The sequence below is a fragment of the Flavobacterium swingsii genome, assembly GCF_900111965.1.
Taxonomy (GTDB): Bacteria; Bacteroidota; Bacteroidia; order Flavobacteriales; family Flavobacteriaceae; genus Flavobacterium; species Flavobacterium swingsii.
Window position 1 is genome coordinate 1 of the sequence record NZ_FOJT01000008.1, and the last position, 5,151, is coordinate 5,151.

Annotated in this window: 2 tRNA genes and 3 rRNA genes; all 5 read right to left on the reverse strand. The window is 47.4% G+C overall.

From position 1 onward, the window contains the following. Nucleotides 1–3 precede the first annotated feature (3 nt). The 5 genes from rrf to BM053_RS12065 all read right to left on the reverse strand — a co-directional run bounded on the left by rrf (nt 4) and on the right by BM053_RS12065 (nt 5,134). Nucleotides 4–113, reverse strand: a 5S ribosomal RNA gene (rrf, locus tag BM053_RS12045). 146 nt (nt 114–259) lie between these two features. Further along, nucleotides 260–3,143: ribosomal RNA gene (locus BM053_RS12050) — 23S ribosomal RNA — on the reverse strand. Nucleotides 3,144–3,269: 126 nt separating this feature from the next. Further along, nucleotides 3,270–3,343: transfer RNA gene (locus BM053_RS12055), tRNA-Ala, on the reverse strand. A 91-nt stretch (nt 3,344–3,434) separates the two neighbouring features. Further along, a tRNA-Ile gene (locus tag BM053_RS12060) sits at nt 3,435–3,508 on the reverse strand. 114 nt (nt 3,509–3,622) lie between these two features. Next, nucleotides 3,623–5,134 (reverse strand): 16S ribosomal RNA (locus BM053_RS12065). The 16S, 23S and 5S rRNA genes sit together here with 2 tRNA genes alongside, the layout of an rRNA operon. Nucleotides 5,135–5,151 lie beyond the last annotated feature (17 nt).

Consider the following 5,151-nt stretch of genomic DNA (forward strand, 5'->3'; position numbering starts at 1 on the left):
AAAGAAAGGCGACGACATACTCTCCCACAAAAATGCAGTACCATCTGCGCAGGCGGGCTTAACTTCTCTGTTCGAGATGGGAAGAGGTGAGCCCCGCCGCAATAACCACCTTAAGAGGTTATAATTGCTTTGGCAATTATTTCCAAAGTTAATTAGCAATTATACATTGTTAATTATCAATTGGACAATATCTTAACATACTGAGATAAAGAAGTATTTATTTAGAAAGTTTCTTCCCCGCCGAGGCGGGGAAAAGTTTGTACATAAGCTTACGGGTTATTAGTACTACTCGGCTATGACATTACTGCCTTTACACCTATAGCCTATCAACGTAGTCATCTCCTACGACCCTTAAAAGAAATCTCATCTTGTGGTGGGTTTCGCGCTTATATGCTTTCAGCGCTTATCCCTTCCCAACGTAGCTACTCTGCGGTGCTCCTGGCGGAACAACAGATACACCAGAGGTTAGTCCAATTCGGTCCTCTCGTACTAGAATCAGATCCACTCAAATTTCTTGCGCCCACAGTAGATAGAGACCGAACTGTCTCACGACGTTCTGAACCCAGCTCGCGTGCCACTTTAATGGGCGAACAGCCCAACCCTTGGGACCTTCTCCAGCCCCAGGATGTGACGAGCCGACATCGAGGTGCCAAACCCCCCCGTCGATATGAGCTCTTGGGGGAGATCAGCCTGTTATCCCCGGCGTACCTTTTATCCTTTGAGCGATGGCCCTTCCATGCGGAACCACCGGATCACTATGCTCTACTTTCGTACCTGATCGACCTGTATGTCTCTCAGTCAAGCTCCCTTATGCCATTGCACTCTACGCACGGTTACCAAGCGTGCTGAGGGAACCTTTAGAAGCCTCCGTTACTCTTTTGGAGGCGACCACCCCAGTCAAACTACCCACCAAGCACTGTCCCCCACATTATGGGGTTAGGCCTCAGATAAACAAAGGGTTGTATTTCAACAATGACTCCACAACGCCTAGCGACGCCACTTCACAGTCTCCAACCTATCCTACACATCATTTATCCAAGGTCAATACTAAGCTATAGTAAAGGTGCACAGGGTCTTTTCGTCCCACTGCGGGTAAACGGCATCTTCACCGTTACTACAATTTCACCGAGCTCATGGCTGAGACAGTGTCCAGATCGTTACACCATTCGTGCAGGTCGGAACTTACCCGACAAGGAATTTCGCTACCTTAGGACCGTTATAGTTACGGCCGCCGTTTACTGGGGCTTCATTTCAATGCTTCTCCGAAGATAACATCTCCACTTAACCTTCCAGCACCGGGCAGGTGTCAGGCCCTATACTTCATCTTACGATTTTGCAGAGCCCTGTGTTTTTGATAAACAGTCGCCTGGACCTCTTCACTGCGGCCAGCATTGCTGCTGGCGACCCTTCTCCCGAAGTTACGGGTCTATTTTGCCTAATTCCTTAGCCATGAATCTCTCGAGCACCTTAGGATTCTCTCCTCGACTACCTGTGTCGGTTTACGGTACGGGTACTTATTACCTGAAGTTTAGAGGTTTTTCTTGGAAGCCCTTAGGCGCACTATCTCTTTGCCCGAAGGCTCCGAGTACTATCGTATTTCCCCAAGCCGCGTGGATTTGCCTGCGCAGCTTATAGGTAGGTACTTCAACGAACTATTCCGTCAGTTCGCGGCGCTTTCATCACTCCGTCACCCCATCACAGTAATAAGTAGTACGGGAATATTAACCCGTTGTCCATCGACTGTCCCTTTCGGGTTCGCCTTAGGACCCGACTAACCCACAGCTGATTAGCATAGCTGTGGAAACCTTAGTCTTTCGGTGTGCGGGTTTCTCGCCCGCATTATCGTTACTTATGCCTACATTTTCTTTTCTAACCAGTCCAGCATGCCTTACGACACACCTTCTACCCTGTTAGAATGCTCCCCTACCACTTAGAGTAAACTCTAAATCCATAGCTTCGGTAATATACTTATGCCCGATTATTATCCATGCCCGTCCGCTCGACTAGTGAGCTGTTACGCACTCTTTAAATGAATGGCTGCTTCCAAGCCAACATCCTAGCTGTCGATGCAGACAGACCTCGTTCTTTCAACTTAGTATATATTTGGGGACCTTAGCTGATGGTCTGGGTTCTTTCCCTCTCGGACTTGGACCTTAGCACCCAAGCCCTCACTGTTATGAAACATTATATAGCATTCGGAGTTTGTCAGGAATTGGTAGGCGGTGAAGCCCCCGCATCCAATCAGTAGCTCTACCTCTATATAACTTTACGCATAACGCTGCACCTAAATGCATTTCGGGGAGTACGAGCTATTTCCGAGTTTGATTGGCCTTTCACCCCTACCCACAGGTCATCCGAAGACTTTTCAACGTCAACCGGTTCGGACCTCCACTATGTGTTACCACAGCTTCATCCTGCCCATGGGTAGATCACACGGTTTCGCGTCTAACACTACTGACTAAAGCGCCCTATTCAGACTCGCTTTCGCTACGGATCCGTGACTTAATCACTTAACCTTGCCAGCAACGTTAACTCGTAGGCTCATTATGCAAAAGGCACGCCGTCACCCCACTAAAGGGCTCCGACCGCTTGTAAGCGTATGGTTTCAGGATCTATTTCACTCCGTTATTCACGGTTCTTTTCACCTTTCCCTCACGGTACTGGTTCACTATCGGTCTCTCAGGAGTATTTAGCCTTAGCGGATGGTCCCGCCAAATTCAGACAGGATTTCTCGTGTCCCGCCCTACTCAGGATACCACTATCCTTTACACTCATTACTTATACAGGGCTATCACCTTCTTTGGCTTTACTTTCCAGTAAATTCTAATTCTTTGTGCAAGAAATATCGTGGTCCTACAACCCCAACATTGCCGTAACAACATTGGTTTGGGCTAATCCGCGTTCGCTCGCCACTACTTACGGAATCACTTTTGTTTTCTTCTCCTCCGCCTACTTAGATGTTTCAGTTCAGCGGGTTTGCCCACCTATCGGTGTACTATGTCTTCAACATAGTGGGTTGCCCCATTCGGGTATCTACGGATCAATTCATGTGTGCTGATCCCCGTAGCTTTTCGCAGCTTATCACGCCCTTCATCGCCTCTGAGAGCCAAGGCATCCCCCATACGCCCTTATTTTGCTTATTGTACCAATCTTAAAATTAATTAAGACCGTTTTTTTTGTCTTTTACTATAAATAGTAAAAAACGCTTTCTACTTTTTAAATATTTTCTTATCTCAATATGTCAATGAACTTTAATTCTTTCGAATTCGTGGAGAATAACGGAGTCGAACCGTTGACCTCCTGCGTGCAAGGCAGGCGCTCTAGCCAGCTGAGCTAATCCCCCAATCTATTTATGAATTGTGAATTATGAATTATGAATATAAACTCATAATTTCTCAACTCTAGAATTTCTTCTTTTTTTAAGTCTAAAATAGTTGTCTCGGACAGACTCGAACTGTCGACCCCTACATTATCAGTGTAGTACTCTAACCAGCTGAGCTACGAGACACTCTTTTTCTTAAATTAAAAATGTTGATTCACAACATTCTTACATTGTATTATTTGAACTAACAGCAAAGAGTAATAAGAACTTTCTTATTTTTTAATTCTAGTCATTCTCTAGAAAGGAGGTGTTCCAGCCGCACCTTCCGGTACGGCTACCTTGTTACGACTTAGCCCTAGTTACCAGTTTTACCCTAGGCAGCTCCTTGCGGTCACCGACTTCAGGCACCCCCAGCTTCCATGGCTTGACGGGCGGTGTGTACAAGGCCCGGGAACGTATTCACCGGATCATGGCTGATATCCGATTACTAGCGATTCCAGCTTCACGGAGTCGAGTTGCAGACTCCGATCCGAACTGAGACCGGTTTTGTAGATTCGCTCCTGCTTGCGCAGTGGCTGCTCTCTGTACCGGCCATTGTAGCACGTGTGTAGCCCAAGGCGTAAGGGCCGTGATGATTTGACGTCATCCCCACCTTCCTCACAGTTTACACTGGCAGTCTTGCTAGAGTTCCCGACATGACTCGCTGGCAACTAACAACAGGGGTTGCGCTCGTTATAGGACTTAACCTGACACCTCACGGCACGAGCTGACGACAACCATGCAGCACCTTGTAAATTGTCTTGCGAAAAGTCTGTTTCCAAACCGGTCAATCTACATTTAAGCCTTGGTAAGGTTCCTCGCGTATCATCGAATTAAACCACATGCTCCACCGCTTGTGCGGGCCCCCGTCAATTCCTTTGAGTTTCATTCTTGCGAACGTACTCCCCAGGTGGGATACTTATCACTTTCGCTTAGCCACTCAGATTGCTCCGAACAGCTAGTATCCATCGTTTACGGCGTGGACTACCAGGGTATCTAATCCTGTTCGCTACCCACGCTTTCGTCCATCAGCGTCAATCCACTTGTAGTAACCTGCCTTCGCAATTGGTATTCCATGTAATCTCTAAGCATTTCACCGCTACACTACATATTCTAGTTACTTCCAAGTAATTCAAGTCTAACAGTATCAATGGCCGTTCCATCGTTGAGCGATGGGCTTTCACCACTGACTTATTAGACCGCCTACGGACCCTTTAAACCCAATGATTCCGGATAACGCTTGGATCCTCCGTATTACCGCGGCTGCTGGCACGGAGTTAGCCGATCCTTATTCTCACAGTACCGTCAAGCTACCTCACGAGGTAGTGTTTCTTCCTGTGCAAAAGCAGTTTACAATCCATAGGACCGTCATCCTGCACGCGGCATGGCTGGTTCAGGCTTGCGCCCATTGACCAATATTCCTCACTGCTGCCTCCCGTAGGAGTCTGGTCCGTGTCTCAGTACCAGTGTGGGGGATCTCCCTCTCAGGACCCCTACCCATCGTTGCCTTGGTAAGCCGTTACCTTACCAACAAGCTAATGGGACGCATGCTCATCTTTTACCGTTGTGACTTTAATAACAAATTCATGCGAACTCGTTATACTATGAGGTATTAATCCAAATTTCTCTGGGCTATCCCTCTGTAAAAGGTAGATTGCATACGCGTTACGCACCCGTGCGCCGGTCTCTAGTATTGCTACTATACCCCTCGACTTGCATGTGTTAAGCCTGCCGCTAGCGTTCATCCTGAGCCAGGATCAAACTCTTCATCGTATATTGTGTGAAGTTGA